Source organism: Alkalicoccobacillus murimartini (genome assembly GCF_030813245.1).
Taxonomy (GTDB): Bacteria; Bacillota; Bacilli; order Bacillales; family Bacillaceae_D; genus Alkalicoccobacillus; species Alkalicoccobacillus murimartini.
In genome coordinates, this window is the sequence record NZ_JAUSUA010000010.1 from 1 (window position 1) to 19,166 (window position 19,166).

General features: G+C 41.6%; 20 protein-coding genes, 1 rRNA gene and 1 other annotated feature (1 of these 22 running past the window's edge). All 21 genes read left to right on the forward strand.

Features of this window, described 5'->3' with window-relative positions:
* Positions 1–94: ribosomal RNA gene (rrf, locus tag J2S05_RS19865) — 5S ribosomal RNA — on the forward strand; the annotation flags it as partial.
* A 301-nt stretch (positions 95–395) separates the two neighbouring features.
* Entirely contained in the window at positions 396–857 is a 462-nt protein-coding gene (locus J2S05_RS19870) for a CtsR family transcriptional regulator (RefSeq protein ID WP_306985960.1), read from the forward strand.
* A gap of 29 nt (positions 858–886) precedes the next feature.
* Entirely contained in the window at positions 887–1,420 is a 534-nt protein-coding gene (locus J2S05_RS19875) for a UvrB/UvrC motif-containing protein (RefSeq protein ID WP_306985963.1), read from the forward strand.
* Position 1,421: 1 nt separating this feature from the next.
* Positions 1,422–2,486 (forward strand): protein arginine kinase, encoded by a 1,065-nt coding sequence (locus tag J2S05_RS19880; protein ID WP_306985966.1) that lies wholly within the window; start codon positions 1,422–1,424, stop codon positions 2,484–2,486.
* Positions 2,487–2,515: 29 nt separating this feature from the next.
* Positions 2,516–4,972 carry an ATP-dependent protease ATP-binding subunit ClpC gene (gene clpC, locus J2S05_RS19885; protein ID WP_306985968.1) on the forward strand — a complete coding sequence of 819 codons (2,457 nt, stop codon included), beginning with the start codon at positions 2,516–2,518 and terminating at the stop codon, positions 4,970–4,972.
* Positions 4,973–5,066: 94 nt separating this feature from the next.
* A complete protein-coding gene (gene radA / locus J2S05_RS19890) occupies positions 5,067–6,440 on the forward strand; it encodes a DNA repair protein RadA (RefSeq protein WP_306985970.1) in 1,374 nt (457 codons plus the stop codon).
* A 5-nt stretch (positions 6,441–6,445) separates the two neighbouring features.
* Positions 6,446–7,519, forward strand: a complete 1,074-nt coding sequence (disA, locus tag J2S05_RS19895) for a DNA integrity scanning diadenylate cyclase DisA (RefSeq protein WP_306985972.1) — start codon at positions 6,446–6,448, stop codon at positions 7,517–7,519.
* Between the two features lie 134 nt (positions 7,520–7,653).
* Complete coding sequence (locus J2S05_RS19900; protein WP_306985974.1) at positions 7,654–8,745, forward strand: PIN/TRAM domain-containing protein; 1,092 nt, start codon at positions 7,654–7,656, stop codon at positions 8,743–8,745.
* 145 nt (positions 8,746–8,890) lie between these two features.
* Entirely contained in the window at positions 8,891–9,604 is a 714-nt protein-coding gene (gene ispD / locus J2S05_RS19905; RefSeq protein ID WP_306986103.1) for a 2-C-methyl-D-erythritol 4-phosphate cytidylyltransferase, read from the forward strand.
* Positions 9,579–10,055, forward strand: a complete 477-nt coding sequence (ispF, locus tag J2S05_RS19910; RefSeq protein ID WP_306985976.1) for a 2-C-methyl-D-erythritol 2,4-cyclodiphosphate synthase — start codon at positions 9,579–9,581, stop codon at positions 10,053–10,055. Before ispD ends, ispF begins: the two co-directional genes overlap by 26 nt.
* A gap of 89 nt (positions 10,056–10,144) precedes the next feature.
* Positions 10,145–11,611, forward strand: a complete 1,467-nt coding sequence (gene gltX, locus J2S05_RS19915) for a glutamate--tRNA ligase (protein ID WP_306985978.1) — start codon at positions 10,145–10,147, stop codon at positions 11,609–11,611.
* Between the two features lie 298 nt (positions 11,612–11,909).
* Entirely contained in the window at positions 11,910–12,554 is a 645-nt protein-coding gene (cysE, locus tag J2S05_RS19920) for a serine O-acetyltransferase (RefSeq protein ID WP_306986105.1), read from the forward strand.
* A 52-nt stretch (positions 12,555–12,606) separates the two neighbouring features.
* Positions 12,607–14,013 (forward strand): cysteine--tRNA ligase, encoded by a 1,407-nt coding sequence (cysS, locus tag J2S05_RS19925; RefSeq protein WP_306985981.1) that lies wholly within the window; start codon positions 12,607–12,609, stop codon positions 14,011–14,013.
* Positions 14,010–14,453 carry a Mini-ribonuclease 3 gene (locus J2S05_RS19930; RefSeq protein ID WP_306985983.1) on the forward strand — a complete coding sequence of 148 codons (444 nt, stop codon included), beginning with the start codon at positions 14,010–14,012 and terminating at the stop codon, positions 14,451–14,453. The genes cysS and J2S05_RS19930 overlap by 4 nt, the downstream gene beginning before the upstream one ends.
* Positions 14,446–15,195: a 23S rRNA (guanosine(2251)-2'-O)-methyltransferase RlmB gene (gene rlmB, locus J2S05_RS19935; RefSeq protein WP_306985985.1), complete on the forward strand. Its 750-nt coding sequence runs from the start codon at positions 14,446–14,448 to the stop codon at positions 15,193–15,195. The genes J2S05_RS19930 and rlmB overlap by 8 nt, the downstream gene beginning before the upstream one ends.
* A gap of 2 nt (positions 15,196–15,197) precedes the next feature.
* Positions 15,198–15,710: an NYN domain-containing protein gene (locus J2S05_RS19940; RefSeq protein ID WP_306985987.1), complete on the forward strand. Its 513-nt coding sequence runs from the start codon at positions 15,198–15,200 to the stop codon at positions 15,708–15,710.
* A gap of 97 nt (positions 15,711–15,807) precedes the next feature.
* Positions 15,808–16,455 carry an RNA polymerase sporulation sigma factor SigH gene (sigH, locus tag J2S05_RS19945; RefSeq protein ID WP_306986107.1) on the forward strand — a complete coding sequence of 216 codons (648 nt, stop codon included), beginning with the start codon at positions 15,808–15,810 and terminating at the stop codon, positions 16,453–16,455.
* Between the two features lie 396 nt (positions 16,456–16,851).
* On the forward strand, positions 16,852–17,031 hold the full coding sequence (gene secE, locus J2S05_RS19950) for a preprotein translocase subunit SecE (protein ID WP_306985989.1): 180 nt from the start codon (positions 16,852–16,854) through the stop codon (positions 17,029–17,031).
* A gap of 82 nt (positions 17,032–17,113) precedes the next feature.
* Positions 17,114–17,647 carry a transcription termination/antitermination protein NusG gene (gene nusG, locus J2S05_RS19955; RefSeq protein WP_306985991.1) on the forward strand — a complete coding sequence of 178 codons (534 nt, stop codon included), beginning with the start codon at positions 17,114–17,116 and terminating at the stop codon, positions 17,645–17,647.
* Between the two features lie 157 nt (positions 17,648–17,804).
* Complete coding sequence (gene rplK / locus J2S05_RS19960) at positions 17,805–18,230, forward strand: 50S ribosomal protein L11 (RefSeq protein WP_203090873.1); 426 nt, start codon at positions 17,805–17,807, stop codon at positions 18,228–18,230.
* A 118-nt stretch (positions 18,231–18,348) separates the two neighbouring features.
* Entirely contained in the window at positions 18,349–19,044 is a 696-nt protein-coding gene (rplA, locus tag J2S05_RS19965) for a 50S ribosomal protein L1 (protein WP_306985993.1), read from the forward strand.
* 59 nt (positions 19,045–19,103) lie between these two features.
* Positions 19,104–19,166, forward strand: a sequence feature (ribosomal protein L10 leader region) (it continues 62 nt past the right edge of the window).

Sequence of the window (19,166 nt, forward strand, 5' to 3'; positions counted from 1 at the left end):
TCACACCCGTTCCCATGCCGAACACGGCCGTTAAGCTCTTCTGCGTCAATGGTAGTTGGGGGCTTCCCCCTGCGAGAGTAGAACGTTGCCGGGCACCAAAGAAACCCTTCATTTGATTGTATTTTAATCGAATGAAGGGTTTTTTGTGTTTTTATACTTACGTAATAGTAGATTACGTAAGACATAAAGGTGAACGTGCTACTTTTTCAAAGATTACTTTCTTAAATCTCATGAAAAAAGTCTATAACAAGAGAAGCTGGAGACAATAGAAAACATAGGATTTGAACTTTTTTCTCAAAATGATTATAATAAAGTTAGTCAAATATAGTCAAAGTCAAATCAAACAAGTAGAACTATTTAAAATAAATAGATTAAACACGAGAGGAGGGAGTAAGATGAGAAACATTTCGGATTTTATTGAACAGTATCTGAAAAGTACATTATTGAAGAGTGGTAATGAGTTATTAGAGATAAAGAGAAGTGAGTTAGCAAAACGGTTTGAATGCGTCCCCTCACAGATAAACTATGTTATAAGTACTCGATTTACCCTTGAAAAAGGATATATTGTGGAAAGTAAACGTGGTGGTGGGGGATATATTCGAATCATAAAAGTAGAAACTCACGAGAAGTCAGATTTGTATGATCATCTTCTCCATCTAATTGGTCCAGTGATTGATCAGCAGACTGCTGAAAATATTGTGTTGCGATTATTTGAAGAAAAAGCTATATCTAAAAGAGAAGCAAATTTAATGGTGAGTGTTCTAGATCGCTCTGTTTTAAAAATTGAGCTTCCATATCGCGATCAAATTCGTTCAAATGTTTTAAAAGCAATGATTAACACACTAAAATACAAGTAAATCTGGTGAAAAAGAGGTGAGTAGATAGAATGAAATGCCAAGAGTGTCAACAGCGACAGGCTACCTTGCACTTTACAAAGATCATTAATGGAGAAAAAACAGAAATACATCTTTGTGAAACATGTGCAAAAGAGAAGGGGGAGCATATCCCTGGATCTAATACATTTTCTATACATCAACTCTTATCAGGTTTGCTGCATTTTGAGCACCCTGATGTTCAAGGGAGTGAGCAAAAATCTGCTCCAAGGGAAAGAACGTGTGAAAATTGCCAGATGACCTATAGTCAATTTGTCGATATCGGAAGGTTTGGTTGCGCATCTTGCTATGAAACGTTTGATGATAAGCTTGATCCAGTCCTACGCCGAGTTCACAGTGGGAATGTAAGGCATCATGGTAAAATCCCGAAACGTATTGGTGGCGGTATTAAACGCCAGAAAGAAATTAATGCACTCAAATTGAAGATCAAAGAGTATATCGAGAGTGAAGAATTTGAGAAAGCTGCAGAAGTAAGGGATCATATCCGTTCATTGGAACAAAAAAATCAAGAACAAGAGGAGGGGTGAGATGTCGCTTGAACGGTTTATAAAAGATGCGATTAGTCCATGGATGAATGATTCCGGAGCAGACTCAGATATTGTTCTTAGTAGCAGGATTCGGTTGGCAAGAAATTTAAAGGATTATCAATTTCCAATCCTCTCCTCTTTGGCTCAGTCGAAAGAATTAACCGACTATACAGTGTCTGCATTAAAGGATGCGCCAAATGAAAAAATTGGCACGATGGATACTCTCTATATGGAAGAGTTGAAATCAAATGAAAAGCGAGTCTTGGTTGAAAAACATCTAATCAGCCCTCACCTAGCTGAACAATCTAAACATGGTGCCGTTTTATTAAATGAAGATGAGTCTTTGAGCATAATGATAAACGAGGAGGATCACCTTCGAATTCAATGTTTATTTTCTGGCTCTCAACTGGAGAGTGGCTTGGATATTGCTCAATCTGTAGATGATTGGGTCGAGGAAAACCTTACTTTTGCATATGATGAAAAGCGCGGTTACTTAACTAGCTGTCCGACAAACGTTGGTACAGGAATGCGCGCATCCGTCATGATGCACCTACCGGCTCTGGCGATGACGCAACAAATTAACCGGATTTTGCCCGCAATTAATCAATTAGGTCTAGTTGTTAGAGGAATTTACGGCGAGGGTAGCGAAGCTTTAGGTAACCTCTTTCAAATATCTAACCAAATTACGCTCGGAAAGTCTGAGCAGGACATTGTAGACGATCTTCATGGCGTAGTTACACAACTGATTCAAAGAGAGCGAAATGCCAGACAGGTACTTATGCAAAACTCACGATTAAAACTTGAGGATCGCATACAACGTTCATTCGGAATTCTTTCACATAGTCGAATTATCGAATCGAAGGAAGCAACACGAAGACTATCAGATGTGCGGCTTGGAATAGATTTAGGATTGATCGAGGGATTATCAGGGAACATACTTAATGAGCTGATGATTTTGACACAGGTTGGATTCTTACAGCAGTTTGCAGGAGATGTATTAACTGCAGATCAAAGAGATGAACGTAGGGCTGCATTGATTCGTGAAAGACTGCAATTCAACGAATAGTGAACTGATTATAATGGAGGTGGCCACAAATGATGTTTGGTCGATTTACAGAGAGGGCACAGAAAGTATTGGCACTAGCACAAGAAGAGGCAATTCGTTTAGGCCATAACAATATAGGTACAGAGCACATTCTACTAGGTCTCATTCGCGAGGGCGAAGGCATTGCAGCTAAAGCGTTGCAAGCACTTGGTCTTGGTCCTGAGAAACTTCAAAAAGAAGTAGAGACGTTGATTGGTAAGGGCCAGGAAGGCTCAAAAACAAAGCATTACACACCTCGAGCTAAAAAAGTGATTGAGCTTTCAATGGATGAGGCGCGTAAGTTAGGTCATTCCTATGTAGGAACAGAGCACATTTTACTTGGCTTAATTCGCGAAGGTGAAGGTGTCGCAGCAAGAGTCTTGAATAACTTAGGAGTAAGCCTAAATAAAGCTCGTCAGCAGGTTCTTCAATTGCTGGGCAGTAACGAAGGTGGAAGCTCTTCTCAGCAAGGTGGCACAGTGTCAAATGCGAATACACCGACGCTTGATAGCTTAGCACGTGATCTTACAGCTATTGCACGTGAAGAATCGTTGGATCCTGTAATCGGACGTAGTAAAGAGATTGAAAGAGTCATTCAAGTTCTTAGCAGACGTACAAAGAACAATCCTGTATTAATTGGGGAACCGGGTGTAGGTAAAACGGCAATTGCCGAAGGACTGGCACAATCAATTGTAGCCAATGAAGTTCCAGAGACACTTCGGAACAAGCGTGTAATGACTCTTGATATGGGTACGGTTGTAGCAGGTACGAAATATCGTGGTGAGTTTGAAGACCGCTTGAAAAAGGTCATGGATGAGATTCGCCAAGCAGGAAACGTTATTCTATTCATTGATGAACTTCACACCTTAATTGGTGCTGGGGGAGCAGAAGGAGCCATTGATGCTTCAAACATCCTGAAGCCTTCGCTCGCACGTGGTGAATTGCAATGCATCGGGGCTACAACCATTGATGAGTACCGTAAGTATATTGAGAAGGATGCAGCGCTTGAACGTCGCTTCCAGCCAATTCAAGTCAATGAGCCTACACTTGATGAGTCAATTCAGATTTTAAAAGGGTTACGTGACCGTTATGAAGCCCATCACCGTGTAACGATCACAGATACGGCGATTGAAGAATCAGTTAAATTATCTGATCGTTATATTCCAGATCGCTTCTTACCGGATAAAGCCATTGATTTAATTGATGAGGCTGCTTCTAAAGTACGCCTACGTTCATATACTGCTCCACCTGATTTGAAAGAGCTTGAGCAGCGCCTCGAGGAAACTCGCAAAGAAAAAGATGCGTCTGTTCAGAGTCAAGAATTTGAGAAAGCTGCTTCTTTACGTGACACAGAGCAACGTCTACGTGAGCAGTTGGATGAAATGAAAAACAAGTGGAAGAAGAAGCAAGGACAAGAAAATACCGAAGTGATGGTAGAAGACATCGCTCAGGTAGTTGCTAGCTGGACTGGTATTCCTGTAGCAAAACTTGCAGAGGAAGAGACAGAGCGTCTACTAAAAATGGAAGATATCCTCCACCAGCGTGTTGTTGGGCAGGAAGAAGCCGTTCTTTCCATCTCTAAAGCCGTTCGTCGAGCGAGAGCAGGGCTAAAAGATCCTAAGCGTCCAATTGGATCATTTATTTTCTTAGGACCAACAGGGGTAGGTAAAACAGAGCTTGCTCGTGCCGTAGCAGAAACCTTGTTTGGTGATGAAGATTCAGTGATTCGTATTGATATGTCTGAGTACATGGAGAAGCACTCTACAAGTCGTTTAGTAGGTTCACCTCCTGGATATGTAGGACACGAAGAGGGCGGTCAATTAACAGAGAAAATCCGTCGTAAGCCTTACTCCGTTATTCTTTTAGATGAGATTGAAAAAGCGCATCCAGATGTCTTTAATATCTTGTTGCAGGTTCTTGAAGATGGTCGTTTGACTGACTCGAAAGGACGCACAGTTGATTTCCGTAACACAGCGGTTATCATGACATCAAACGTTGGTGCAAGTGCCCTTAAAGGGAATAAATATCTTGGCTTTACGACAGAAACAGAGGGTCGTGAATACAAAGATATGAAAGACCGCGTAATGGGAGAGCTGAAAAACAGCTTTAGACCTGAGTTCATCAACAGAATCGATGAAATCATTGTTTTCCACGCGTTAGAGAAAAAGCATATCCGAGAAATTATTACGTTAATGGCAGATCAATTAAAAACCCGCTTAAAAGAGCAGGGCATTGATTTTGAGTTGACGGAAGAAGCAAAAGATAAGATTACGGATCTAGGGTATGACCCTGAATATGGGGCAAGACCATTACGCCGTGCGCTTCAGAAACAGGTAGAAGATCGTTTGTCTGAGGAGCTGTTAAAAGGCAGAATCTCAAAAGGTCAGAAAGCTGTTATTGGTGTGAGGGATAATGAGCTTTATGTAGAAACAGTCGAAACAAAAGAAGAGACGGCAACGACAAAATAGTTTTCTAAGATGCGTTTGCTTGATTAACAACAGACCGGGAGTTTGAATGGCTCCCGGTCTTTATTTTTAAATGGAGTGTCTTGGAGGAAGATGAATGGCGAAGAAGAAGACGAAGTTTGTGTGCCAAGATTGCGGATATGTATCTGCGAAATGGATGGGCAAATGCCCAGGGTGCCAAGAGTTTAATACGATGGTTGAAGAGATTGAGTCATCAACAAAACAATCCAGCCGTAGCTATGTAACCTCATCAACAACTACTACAAAAGCTCAGCCGCTCTCGAAGGTGGTGGGTGATCGTGAACCGCGTATTGATACAACGATTCAGGAATTAAACAGAGTACTTGGTGGAGGTATTGTGCCAGGTTCGCTTGTTTTGGTAGGTGGAGATCCTGGGATTGGAAAATCAACATTATTGCTGCAACTCTCAGCTAAGCTTGCAGAAAAAAAAGAGAAAGTCTTATATATATCTGGTGAGGAATCAGTTAAGCAAACAAAGCTGCGAGCGGATCGTTTAGGCATGATCTCTCCAGAGCTATATGTACTAGCTGAAACAGATCTTCAATTTATCCATAATGCCATTGAAGAAGTGGAGCCATCATTAGTTATTATTGACTCCATTCAAACGGTTTATCAGGATGATATTACCTCTGCACCAGGTAGTGTGGCACAAGTGAGAGAATGTACGGCAGCCTTTATGAAGATTGCAAAAACAAAAGGTATTGCAATATTTCTTGTTGGACATGTAACAAAACAAGGTTCGATAGCAGGACCCAAGCTGTTAGAGCATATGGTAGACTCTGTACTCTATTTTGAAGGAGAACGTCATCATACGTATCGCATTTTAAGAGCAGTAAAAAACCGATTTGGTTCTACAAATGAAATGGGTATTTTTGAGATGAAGGAAGCTGGATTAGAAGAGGTTTTAAACCCATCTGAGATATTTTTAGAGGAAAGATCTCAGGGAGCTTCAGGTTCGGTTGTCGTAGCGTCCATGGAGGGAACAAGGCCTGTATTAGTTGAATTGCAGGCGTTAATATCTCCGGCTGGATATGGAAACCCTAGACGTATGGCTACAGGCATGGATCATAATCGGGTCTCACTATTAATGGCCGTATTGGAGAAGCGAGTGGGTTTATTGCTGCAAAATCAAGATGCTTATTTAAAGGTTGCAGGTGGGGTAAAACTTGACGAACCTGCTATTGATTTAGCTATTGCTTTAAGTATTGCATCGAGCTTCAAAGATAAACCAACACAATCAATGGATGCAGCAATTGGTGAGGTTGGATTAACTGGAGAAATTCGCCGAGTTTCACGTATTGATCAACGAGTGAACGAAGCAGCTAAGCTAGGGTTTAAACGAGTCATTATTCCAGAAAAAAACCTAGGTGGCTGGACAGTGCCCTCGGGTATTGAAGTCATTGGCGTCCCAACTTTGGAGAAAGCCATAGAAGTTGTTCTTGGGAGGTAGAAAGAATGGACGAACAAACTAGAAATGAATTTATACAAAACTTATTAAAGTTGGTTGCGCCCGGAACCCCTTTGCGCGCTGGTATTGACAATGTGCTACGTGCAAACACAGGTGGACTTATCGTGCTGGGGTATACAGATGATATGAAACAAATTGTAGACGGGGGATTTTATATTAATTGTCCTTTCTCGCCAGCTTATTTATATGAGTTAGCAAAAATGGATGGGGCGATTATCTTAAGCGAGGATGGGAAGAAGATTCTCTATGCTAATACCCAATTAGTTCCGAATAATGGCATCAGTTCGAATGAAACAGGCATACGCCATCGGACAGCTGAGCGTGTCGCTAAACAAACCAATCAGTTAACCATTTCTATTTCACAGCGAAGAAATATTATTACGTTATATCAAGGCGAGTTCCGCTATTCGCTTAAAGACATTGGTGTGATTTTGACAAAAGCTAATCAAGCGATTCAGACCCTTGAAAAGTATAAGTCTGTACTGGAGCAGAGTATCACAAACCTTGGTGCACTTGAGTTTGAGGAGCTAGTGACTCTGTCTGAGGTTACACAGGTTATACACCGCGTACAAATGGTGCTTCGTATTAAGCGAGAGATATTGAATTACATTAATGAACTAGGGGATGAAGGTCGTTTAATTACGATGCAGTTAAAGGAACTTGTATCTGATACGGAGAAGGAAGCGGCTTATCTCCTAAAGGATTACGTTAAAGACAGCAAGCAGGATGTGTCAAAGACATTGAAGGATCTAACAGACTTGCAAACAGAAGATCTATTGGATGAGCCTGCTATCATCAAAGCGCTTGGTTACCCTAAAAATGTGAATCTTACCGAGTTTGCTGTTTCTCCAAGAGGGTATCGCATTTTGCATCGAATTCCAAGACTGCCATCACAGATCATTGAAAATCTTATAAATGAGTATGATGTCTTATCTAATATTGTGCTCGCGGATACAAACAAGCTTGATGAAGTAGACGGTATTGGGGAAGCGCGTGCGCATATGATTAAAAATGGGCTTAACCGAATTCAAGAACAACTGTTTATTGATCGTCACATCTAATTAAAAAAGGCCTAACTGTATGTATGATGTGGGATTAAATCATGTTGTTTTATGGATATATCATGTAAAATTCCAGTTTGCTAGGTTTTGATTCCTAAATCTTGTCTATAATAGCTAGAAGGAGGTGGACCGTTTTGGTGACATGGATTGTAAAGATATTTCTGATGATGGCTGGCGGGACTTTAGGCTTTTTATTTATTCCTGAACTTATCCAACTTTTTAATAGTGGCAGCATTCCCGTATGGTTACAGAGTCAGTTAACAGGTTTAATTATTGGCGTTGTATTGATGTACATTGTATCCATGTGGGTGGCTCGTTATATTGTAAATGTGATGAAGCTTCTTGAAGAGAAGATTCTAAAAGCGTCCTTAACAGACATTATGTCCGGTACACTAGGTTTAATTGTTGGTTTAGTTATAGGGTATTTAATTAGTAGTCAACTCGCCCAGTTACAGATTCGAGTAGTGAAAGACATCCTGCCAATCTTTGTAACAATCATTTTAGGGTATTTTGGTTTCCAAATAGGATTTAAGAAGCGGGACGAGCTCGTTCAGTTATTCTTGGTCACACGAGGAAACGCAAAAGATAAAAAATCAGATGAACCTACTGAATCACATAAAAAGTTAAAGATTTTAGATACAAGTGTTATTATCGATGGTCGAATTGCAGATATCTGTAAGACAGGTTTTCTAGAAGGTACACTTGTTATCCCTGAATTTGTTTTAGCCGAACTTCAGCACATTGCCGATTCATCGGATGCTTTGAAGCGGAACCGAGGAAGACGTGGCTTGGACATCTTAAACAAAATTCAAAAGGAACTACCCATCAACGTAGAAATATATGATGGGGATTTTGAGGAAATTCAAGAGGTAGACAGCAAGCTAGTGAAACTTGCTAAAATTTCCGATGGTGTAGTTGTTACGAATGATTTTAATTTAAATAAAGTCTGTGAGCTACAAGGTGTCGCCGTTCTAAATATTAATGATTTAGCTAACGCAGTAAAACCTGTTGTCCTTCCTGGTGAGAAAATGAACGTTCAGGTTATTAAGGATGGTAAGGAGCATCATCAAGGTGTGGCGTATTTAGATGACGGTACGATGATCGTCGTTGAAGGTGGTCGAGAGTACATCGGCAAACAAATTGATGTGGTTGTCACAAGTGTATTGCAGACAAGCGCTGGACGTATGATTTTCGCCAAACCTAAGGTCTATGAGAAAGCACAATAAGCATAATAAGCATGCCCCAAAAAAGCGCCGGATAACTGGCGTTTTTTCTTTTCTTGTACTGAGTTTCATGTCTAAATAAGTGTAAACATTGGAATAGTCATGCTAAAATAGAGGGAATGTAAGTATGAGAATTGGAGAGGGCATGATGATGTACAGTGTAGTAATTCCCGCTGCAGGTCAAGGCAAACGGATGAAAGCAGGCAAGAATAAACAATTTATTGAGTTGGATCAGTCCCCTCTCATTGCCCATACATTAAAGGTTTTTGAAGAGGACGAGCGTTGCAAACAAATCATTCTTGTCGTGAATGAGAATGAAATTGATGCGATGCAGGAGATTATTTCCACATATAAGATACAAAAAGTGTCCAAGATTGCGCTAGGTGGTAAGGAACGTCAGCAAAGCGTATTTGAAGGGTTAAAGCAGCTGAGCGGACCAGATGAAATTGTCCTCGTTCATGATGGGGCCAGACCGTTTATTCGTAAAGAAATTATTCACGAGTTGGTGACAACCACAGAGCAAGAAGGAGCGGCGATCGTTGGTGTACGAATGAAGGATACGGTCAAACGAGTGATGAACCAAACGGTTGAAGAAACCATTGACCGTTCTGAATTATGGTCAGTTCAAACACCTCAGGCTTTTTGGAGAGACGCACTTCTAACAGCCCATAAGCAGGCAGAGGATCAACAGTTTCAAGCCACTGATGATGCGAGTGTTATGGAATGGGTACGAGCTCGGGTTGTTATGGTGGAAGGCGATTATAGTAATGTGAAGATCACGACACCAGAGGATTTACTAATGGCAGAAGCGATCTTACGAAAAAGGAGAATGGAACATGATTCGAATCGGACAAGGTTTTGATGTACACCAATTGACGGAAGGACGACCACTTATCATTGGTGGTATTACGATTCCATATGAAAAAGGTCTGTTAGGACATTCAGATGCAGATGTGTTATTACACACAATTTCTGACGCTGCTCTTGGTGCAATTGGTGAAGGGGATATCGGAAAGCATTTTCCTGATACAAGCGAGGAATTTAAGGATGCAGATTCAAAAGTATTGCTCCAACATGTATGGTCATTAGTGAAAGAGCGTGGTTACAAGCTTGGCAATGTAGACTGTACAATTATGGCACAGCTGCCTAAGATGGCCCCTCATATTGAAGACATGAGAAATCAAATTGCGAAGCTTTTAGAAGCAGATCCAGCTCAAGTGAATGTAAAAGCTACAACGACGGAAAAACTAGGCTTTACTGGACGCGGTGAAGGCATTGCAGCCCAAGCTGTTATCCTAATTGAACAAGCATAGATGAATGTTTGGTCTTTTGGTGGTAGAATAGAAGCCGACTAGAGGGTACTATAACGATCGAAGAAAAATGAAATGGATGGTGTTTATACATGAGCAGCAACGTACGAGTACGATTTGCGCCAAGTCCAACAGGCCACCTTCACATCGGAGGCGCACGTTCGGCATTATTTAATTATTTGTTTGCACGAAATCAAGGAGGGAAATTCATCCTTCGTATTGAAGATACAGACCAAGCTCGTAATGTGGAGCAGGCTAAAGAGAAGTTACTAGACAGCTTAAAGTGGCTAGGCATGGACTGGGATGAAAGTATAGATATCGGTGGGGAGTATGGACCTTACAGCAGCATGGAGCGTGTAGACATCTACAAAGAGTACGTTCAGCAGCTGGTTGATGAAGGAAAGGCTTATTACTGCTATATGACCTCTGAAGAGCTTGAAGAAGAGCGCGCAGCACAGCTAGCACGTGGAGAGGCGCCTAAGTACAGTGGCCGAGATCGTGATTTAACTCCGGAGCAACGTCAGGCGTATGAAGATAAAGGTCTTAAACCAGTTGTTCGATTCCGCGTTCCACAAGGTCAAGTCGTAAAGATTGAAGACGCAGTGCGTGGAGATGTTTCATTTGAAACGGACGGTATTGGTGACTTTGTCATCGCTCGTACAGATGGAATTCCAATGTACAACTTTGCAGTGGTAATTGATGATCAGCTGATGAAGATTTCACATGTCATTCGAGCTGAAGAGCACTTATCAAATACACCTCGCCAAGCGTTGGTATTTGAAGCATTTGGTTGGACAAAACCTACTTTTGCTCATGCATCGCTTATTCTAAATCCAGACCGTCAAAAAATGAGTAAACGTGATGAATCCATCATTCAGTTTGTAGAGCAGTACAAAGAACTTGGCTATCTTCCAGAGGCACTTGTAAATTTCTTGGCTTTACTTGGTTGGTCTCCAGTTGGAGAAGAAGAGATCTTTACACTCGATGAACTGTCAGATCAGTTTAGCTTAGAGCGTGTTTCAAAAGCACCAGCTGTATTCGATACAGATAAGCTAGCTTGGATGAATAACCAATACATCCAAGCGGCTCCGTTGGAGAAAGTAATTGACCTAGCGTTGCCACATCTAATCAAAGCCGGTCGTATCTCAGAGGATTTGGATGAGACACGTAAAGAATGGGCTGGTAAGTTAATTGGTTTATATCAAGAGCAGCTACATTACGGAGCTGAAATTGTTGAGCTGACAGAACTGTTCTTTAAGCAAGAAATTGAGTATAATGAGGAAGCGAAAGCTGTGCTTGTTGAAGAGCAAGTGCCTGAAGTGTTAAACCACTTCTTAAGCGAGCTTGAGGAAGTTGAGGCATTCACAGCTCCTCATATCAAGGCAGCTATCAAAGCTACTCAAAAAGCAACGGGTCACAAAGGGAAGAAGCTATTTATGCCGATTCGCGTTGCAGCTACTGGGCAGACACATGGTCCTGAGCTACCTGATACAATTGAACTGCTGGGCAAAGCGACGATTTCTGCTCGTTTAACTCAAGCAGCAACATTAAATCAATAATTGCATACACACATCTTGTTGATTGGGAGGGGCAACCTTTTGATTTCGTTCTCCAGAGAACACCGCAATGGCTGAGAGCGGCGTAACGAAATCGGTTGAACATGCACCCATGAGACTTTTTCTGAACTGGGACTACCTAAAGTAGGAAAAAGCGGATAGCGCCGTTATACGCTCTTAAGTTTGATAGAAGCAAGATCTCTATCGAAAAAACCAGAGTGGAACCGTGCTGTCTGCGCCTCTGTGCATCTTTGATGCACAGAGTTTTTTTATGGAGGAAAGGGGGAGTGAAGAAATGCCAATATTCAAGACGCTGATTAATGACGTAGATGTAGTATTTAGTCAGGACCCAGCGGCAAGGAGCCGGATGGAAGTTATTTTTACGTATTCAGGAGTACATGCTATTTGGGCGCACCGGATGGCTCATGGACTTTGGCAATGGAAGCTCTATTTTCTAGCCAAACTTTTAGCTCAAATTAGTCGTTTTTTCACAGGTATCGAAATCCACCCTGCAGCCGTTATTGGTCAACGATTATTTATTGACCATGGAATGGGCGTTGTCATTGGAGAAACCTGTGAGATTGGTGATAATGTGACGATATATCAGGGAGTAACTCTAGGGGGAACAGGGAAAGAAAAAGGGAAACGGCATCCTACTGTTAAGGATGGTGTGATGATCGCCAGTGGAGCTAAAGTACTTGGATCGTTTACGATTGGAGAGTATTCTCGTATTGGTGCTGGTTCTGTCGTGTTAAAAGAAGTGCCAGCTAATTCAACGGTTGTAGGAATACCGGGCCGAATTGTCGTGAAGAATGGATGTAGAGTGGATCATGAGCTCGATCATCATATCCTACCAGATCCAGTGGCAGATAAATTCAAACAACTTGAAGAAGAATTAGATGAATTAAAAAAAGAGCTACGTGACCAGAAAAAAACGTCACCATAAATAGATAAGAAGATTATGCTAACAGAACAACAAAACTAAGGGAGAAGATTGTATGGCCATTCAGATTCTCAATAGCTTGACTATGAAAAAAGAACCCTTTGTTCCTATCGAGGATGGCAAGGTTAAGATGTATGTATGCGGACCGACTGTCTACAATTACATTCATATCGGGAACGCCCGACCACCCATTGTCTATGATATGGTACGGAGATATTTAGAGTATCGTGGGTATGAGGTATTATTTGTTTCGAACTTCACAGATGTAGATGACAAGATCATCCGAGCAGCAAATGAATTAGGTGAGGATGTTTTTGATGTCGCTAATCGTTTTATCGAGGCTTATCATCAAGATACGTGTGCACTAGGTGTAAAACCAGCGGATAAGCATCCACGTGTGACAGAAACGATTCCTGATATTGTAGAGTTTATTGAAGTGCTTGAGCAAAAAGGCTATGCGTACGCTTCAGGTGGGGATGTTTATTTTCGTACGAGAAAATTCAAAGGATATGGGAAATTATCCTCCCAATCCATTGATGATTTGAAAAGCGGCTCACGCATTGAAGTGGATGAACGCAAGGATGATGCACTTGATTTTGTTCTTTGGAAGGCTGCAAAAGACGGAGAAGTCTCTTGGGATAGTCCATGGGGCAAAGGCAGACCGGGCTGGCACATCGAATGTTCAGCTATGGTAAAAAAATATTTAGGTGACACAATTGATATTCATGCTGGTGGTCAGGACTTGGCTTTTCCGCACCATGAAAATGAGATTGCGCAGTCAGAAGCCTTGACAGACAAGCAAATGGCCAACTATTGGATGCATAATGGCTTTATAAATATTGATAATGAAAAAATGTCTAAATCACTCGGAAACTTTGTTTTAGCTCATGACATTATTCGACAGCATTCCCCTGAAGTCGTTCGATTCTTTATGTTGACAGCTCACTATCGTAGCCCAATTAATTTCAGCTCAGAATTGCTTGATGGGGCACAGAATGGCTTAGAACGGATCAAAACAGCTCTAGCCTTGATGAAACATAGACTTAGTGATTCAGCGGACTTTGGAGAGCCATCCGATTGGCTTGAAAAGGTTGCAGAGTTACGAGATCGTTTTATTCGTGAAATGGATGATGATTTTAACAGTGCAAATGGTATTGCTGTTTTATTTGATGCAGCGAAAGAAGCAAACCGATATAATCGTGAGGCTCAGACTTCAAAGGCTGTTCTTACGGCGTTTATTACGTTATTTGATGAGCTTGGAGGCGTGTTAGGTCTAGAACTGCATCAAGAAGCAGAACTGCTTGATGAAGAGGTCGATCAATTAATAGAGAAGCGTAATAATGCCCGTGCAGAACGTAATTTCCAAGAGGCTGATTCGATTCGGGATCAATTGAAGGAGCAGGGAATTCTGCTAGAAGATACACCTCAGGGAGTACGGTGGAAGAGAGAAGTACGCGCATGAAAATTATTGAAGCGACAACGGATCTAAAGCAATTAAATGGTTTGGCCCTCGCTTACATGGGGGATGCAGTGTTAGATATGTACGTGCGGTATTACCTTCTCGCTAAAGGGAAGGTGAAACCACACGCATTGCATGTAGAATCAACGCGTTATGTATCTGCCAAGGCGCAGGCTGAAATGGTTCACAGACTTGAAGAAGACAAGCAGTTCACAGAGCAGGAGCTCCTGGTGATCAAACGTGGACGAAATGCCAAATCAGGCACAGTACCAAAGAATACGAGTGTAACGACCTACCGTTATTCTACCGGGTTTGAAGCCTTACTTGGCTACTTATATCTAACGAATCAATCAGAACGTTTGGATGAAATCATCGAGATGGCTCTAGGCGAATACGAAGACAAACAAGAGAAAAACAAAGGAGGGGCACAAGAAGATGAGTGAAGAATTTATAGCAGGAAAAAACCCTGTTCTAGAAGCACTTAGAGCAGGACATGCCATTCATAAGATTTGGATTGCAGAAGGGTCACAAAAGGGACAAATGAGTAAGCTCATGCAAGTGGCGAAAGAAAAGAATATTCTTGTACAGACAGCACCAAAAAAGAAGTTAGAGAACCTGCTAGGTAATGATAATCACCAGGGTGTGGTGGCTTCCATTGCAGCGTATGAGTATGCAGAGATTGATGATATTTTTGAGCGTGCAGCCTCAAAAAACGAGGAACCTTTTTTCCTAGTACTTGATGAAATAGAAGATCCTCATAACCTAGGCTCTATCCTTAGAACGGCGGATGCAGTTGGTGCACATGGCGTCATCATTCCGAAGAGACGTGCAGTGGGGTTAACTCAAACCGTTGCTAAAGCCTCTACTGGTGCTATTGAGTATGTGCCTGTTGTACGTGTAACCAACATCTCCCGCACAATGGATGATCTTAAGAAACGAGGAGTATGGTTCGCAGGAACGGACGCCTCAGCGAATGATGATTACCGTGGTGCAGCATTTGATATGGCCTTAGGTCTTGTTATCGGTAGTGAAGGTAAAGGAATGAGTCGACTCGTGAAAGAGAAATGCGACTTCCTTGTATATATCCCAATGGTTGGTAAGGTGACTTCCTTGAATGCGTCTGTTGCAGCTAGTTTACTTATGTATGAGGTACACCGTAAACGTTCACCACTAGGAAGTCTGTAACAATGAGAACGATTCTGCTGGTTGATGGGTACAACATTATTGGCGCATGGCCTAAACTGCGTGAATTAAAAGACGTAGATCTGGAACTGGCACGGGATCTTCTAATTAGCAAAATGGCTGAGTATCAGGCATTTTCAGGAGATAAGGTGTCTGTCATCTTTGATGCACATATGGTATCCGGAATTGGGAAGTCATACAAAAACCACAGAGTGGAAGTCATTTATACTAAGAGTCAAGAGACGGCAGATGAGCGGATTGAACGCATGGTCCGTGAGCTAAAGCGAATCGATACAACCATTCACGTGGCAACATCGGACTTTGCTGAGCAGTCCGTTATCTTTGGAAGTGGCGCTTTACGAAAGTCGGCAAGAGAACTTTTAACAGAGACAGATTTGGCAAAAAAAGGAATTGAAAAACTAGTCGAAAATACCAGAAAACAACAAAAATCGACACACGCATATCTTAGCGAAGAGCTGACAGAAATATTTGAAAAATGGCGTCGTGGTGAGAGGTGAGTGGTTGACCTACTGGAAAACTGTGCTATATAATACGTTTAAACATTAAGTCAGTGGCCTTGGCCGAGGGGGTATTGTTGTGACTGCAGAGCTTCAGTTGGAACCAACTTTTACAAATTATGTACAAGATTTTGACCAGGCTGATGATGGTTTTCTTGTGGAACAAGTAAAACTGGGCAACACACAGGCACTTGAATATTTGATTAACAAATATAAGAACTTTGTCCGTGCGAAGTCACGCTCGTATTTCTTAATTGGTGCAGACCACGAAGATATTGTGCAAGAAGGAATGATAGGTCTCTACAAAGCGGTTCGAGATTTTAGAGGGGACAAGCTTTCCTCTTTTAAGGCGTTTGCAGAGTTATGTATCACGAGGCAAATTATCACAGCCATCAAAACGGCAACTAGGCAAAAGCACATCCCCCTCAACTCATATGTCTCATTGGACAAGCCACTGTATGATGAAGAATCGGAGCGTACGCTGTTAGACGTTATTTGTGGGAATCGAGTCACAAATCCGGAAGAACTACTAATCAACCAGGAAGAATTTGAGAATATCGAATTGAAAATGGGTGAAATCCTGAGCGAGCTGGAGCAACAAGTATTGCTTCTTTACCTAGATGGTCGAACCTATCAGGAAATTTCTTCAGATCTAAACCGGCATGTGAAGTCGATCGACAATGCTCTTCAGCGTGTAAAACGAAAATTGGAGCGTTATGTAGAGCTTAGAGGCGTGACCTTGTAGTCAGAGTCTCAAATGATACACGTAGTGAAAACGAAGTGGACAGAGTAGTTGTCCGCTTTTTCGCTATACATACGTCTTATAAAAGCAAGGAAATCTATTAAAAGTCTTCACGAGACTAAGACAAATGCCCTACGGAATATTGACACATTTTTCTTGACATGCTAGTATCAAAGAGTATGTGTACTAATAATCGTTTACTATATTATAAATGGACAGGCTTTGTGTCTGTCAGCTAAAAATAAGGTAGCGAATATCATAACGTAATGTACTAGCAGTAAACCGCATTTGAATGAATGCAGCGGTTCTTTTTTTATTTGGAGGCATCCTTGGTTCAAGAGTCTTCTGAATAGATGCGTAGTAGAATGACCATAATTGAATGGTGCTGGAGGTGTTCCCATGGTAAAGTACTTAGGCAATTTCTTTCAGAGTGTCGGACAAGAAATGAAAAGAGTTAGCTGGCCGACAAGGAAAGAGCTAACACGTTATACATTGGTGGTTATCGCAACCGTTGCCATTATGACAGTCTTTTTCGCTGTTGTTGATTTGGGGATTTCAGAGTTAGTTCGCCTGCTGTAACAGAGTCTCTCCGATAAGAGAGTCACTACAAATGAATGAATGATAGAAAGGAGGCGAATAGGACGATCTGGTCCTAGCCACAATGGAGAAAAATTGGTATGTGGTTCACACGTATTCAGGCTATGAAAACAAGGTGAAAGCCAACCTTGAAAAGCGTGTAGAATCAATGGATATGACAGATAAGATCTTTCGAGTGCTTGTTCCTGTCGAAGAAGAAACAGAAATTAAAAATGGTAAGACGAAGACCGTAACGCGTAAAGTATTCCCGGGTTATGTGTTGGTAGAAATTATCATGACAGATGACTCGTGGTACGTCGTTCGTAATACGCCTGGTGTAACTGGATTTGTTGGTTCTTCTGGAGCTGGTTCAAAACCAACTGCGCTTCTTCCGGATGAAGTTGAAAGCATTCTGAAGCAAATGGGTGTAGAACAGCCTAAAGCAGAAATTGATTTTGATATCAAAGAATCTGTTAAAGTAAAAGAAGGTCCTTTCGCGAATTTTGTTGGAACAATTGAAGAAATTCAAGTTGAAAAACAAAAGGTTAAAGTTCATGTGAACATGTTTGGACGCGAGACGCCAGTTGAACTAGATTTCAATCAAGTTGAAAAGATTTAATAAATAACTTGATATATCGCGTCGAAGGTGATAGAATTTTCATGTTTGATATGGTTTCATAACATGAGCCATCGGGTGCATGAATGCATCCGTTTTTTGAGTGGGAGGATGAAAATCATCCGGATAACCACATCACGGACTTAAGGAGGTGTGTCACGTGGCTAAAAAGGTAATTAAAATGGTTAAATTGCAAATCCCTGCTGGGAAAGCGAATCCAGCTCCACCGGTTGGTCCTGCATTGGGTCAAGCAGGTGTGAATATTATGGGTTTCTGTAAAGAATTTAACGCTCGTACTTCTGATCAAGCAGGTCTTATCATCCCTGTTGAGATTACGGTGTTTGAGGATCGTTCATTTACGTTCATCACTAAAACTCCGCCTGCAGCAGTATTGCTTAAGAAAGCAGCTGGAATCGAGTCTGGTTCTGGAGAGCCGAACCGAAATAAAGTTGCAACTGTTAAGCGTGATAAAGTGCGCGAGATTGCTGAAACTAAGATGCCGGATCTCAACGCAGCGAATGTTGAATCCGCTATGCGTATGGTTGAAGGAACTGCTCGTAGCATGGGAATTACGATCGAAGATTAATTGTTCCGTTTACTGGAGGTTGCGATTGAGGGTCATTCCTCATACCTGTTAGACAGGGCGCAACCTTCTGTAGTGGGAGGACTATCCGTTAAAACCACAATTGAGGAGGAAAAGAATCATGGCTAAAAAAGGCAAAAAGTATCAAGAAGCTCTTAAGTTGGTTGATAAGGATACTACGTATTCTCCAGCTGAAGCAATTGAACTTGTTAAGAAAACAGCAACAGCTAAATTTGACGAATCTGTTGAAATAGCTGTGCGTCTGGGTGTAGACCCGAAAAAAGCGGATCAGCAAATCCGTGGAGCAGTAGTGCTTCCGAATGGTACAGGTAAAACACAACGTGTTCTTGTATTTGCTAAAGGTGATAAAGCAAAAGAAGCTGAAGCTGCTGGTGCTGACTATGTTGGAGAAGAAGATTTCATCAACAAAATCAACCAAGGTTGGTTTGAATTTGATGTAATCGTAGCGACTCCAGATATGATGGCTCAAGTTGGTAAACTTGGTCGTGTTCTTGGACCAAAAGGCCTAATGCCTAACCCTAAGACTGGAACTGTTACATTTGATGTAACTAAAGCAGTTAATGAAATCAAAGCTGGTAAAGTAGAGTACCGTGTTGAGAAATCCGGTAACGTACACGTGCCAATCGGTAAGGTATCATTTGACAATGATAAACTTGTTGAGAACTTCAAGACAATTGTTGATACGCTATTAAAAGCTAAGCCAAGCGCAGCTAAAGGTACGTATGTACGTAACGTTGCTATTGCTTCAACAATGGGTCCTGGAATCCGCGTGAACATCTCTTCTCTTTCTAAATAAACGTTGACAACGCGAGTGTTCATTGAGTATACTTTTCAAAGTGCGTAATGAATACGCTGTTCAACAAAATGATTATACCGTAGACAGTAGGTGCCTTTTGGCTTAATATCCTGCCGAGGTAA